The sequence below is a fragment of the Rhizobacter sp. P1_G5 genome (assembly GCF_056405435.1).
Genome location: NZ_JBFUCB010001092.1, coordinates 1 through 933, shown reverse-complemented (window position 1 = coordinate 933; position 933 = coordinate 1). Strand labels below are relative to the sequence as shown.

The following is a 933-nucleotide window of genomic DNA, read 5'->3' as shown; positions in this document are numbered from 1 at the left end:
CCGCTGGAGTTCGTCATCACCGCCGCCGGCCACGACACGACGCACCTCTACCGCTCGCCGTTCGCGCGGTCATCGTCGCTGGTGCACCTGCGCGCGATGCGGCTGGCCGATGTGGACGCCGACGCCGACCCGGTGGCCAACGACGACGCGCTCTCGCTGGTGCAGCTGAGCCGCCCGCGCGGCTACTTCGGCGTGCCGCGCGACCGCATCCTGCTCGACGGCCATCCGCCGGCCGGGCTGCCGCCGGGCGTGCCGGGGCTGTCGCTGGCCGCCGTCAAGATCACCGACACCGCGGGCCGCGCGGTGGCCGGAGAATTCAATGGCGAGCGCATCGTCGGCCGCGCCTGGCCGTGCGCCGGCGGCCATGTCGTGCTGCTCGAACTCCATTTCTGAGCGCACGACTGCACCGTTTCAGCAGGGCAACTCCAGCACCGTCCGGCAGGAAACCGCCTGCAGGGCGTCGGACAGCATGGCGCAGCGATTGCGTCCGAACCCGTCGATGTCGACGAGCGTCAGCCGGTGCAGGCGAAGCTTCGGGATGTCTTCGATCAGCGAGGCCAGGAAGCGCGACGTGCAGCCCATCGTGCCGATGGCCTCCAGGATCAGGTGGGTGACGCCGGCACGGCGTGTGGGCATCGCCGCCAGCAGGGTCATCGCGGTGGCGGCGCTGCACGCCCTCAACGTGAGGCGCTCCAGCGCGGGCTGCCGGCAGGCGATCCCGGCGAGCTGGTCCGCGCAGTCGCACCACCATGATTCCCCATGCAGCGTCAGCGCCTGCAGCTGCGGATTGGCACGAATGATCTTCGGGACCATCGATTTCCAGAGCGCCTTGTCCCGGCTGGATCCGATGGTCAGCGCGGTCAGGCTGCCGTCGAGCGTCAGCACGCGGGCCAGGCCGGCGGCGGCCTGGGCCTTCCCGGCACACCCGAAGGG

At 71.2% G+C, this 933-nt stretch carries 1 protein-coding gene and 1 pseudogene; one reads left to right on the top strand and one right to left on the bottom strand.

Features of this window, described 5'->3' with window-relative positions; genetic code table 11:
• Positions 1 to 393 (top strand): annotated as a pseudogene (locus tag AC1D12_RS34235) (twin-arginine translocation pathway signal); the annotation flags it as partial.
• Positions 394 to 411: 18 nt separating this feature from the next.
• Here AC1D12_RS34235 and AC1D12_RS34230 read toward each other — a convergent pair.
• Positions 412 to 933, bottom strand: a 522-nt coding sequence (locus AC1D12_RS34230; RefSeq protein ID WP_477828210.1) for a hypothetical protein, incomplete at its 5' end; no start/stop codon positions are given.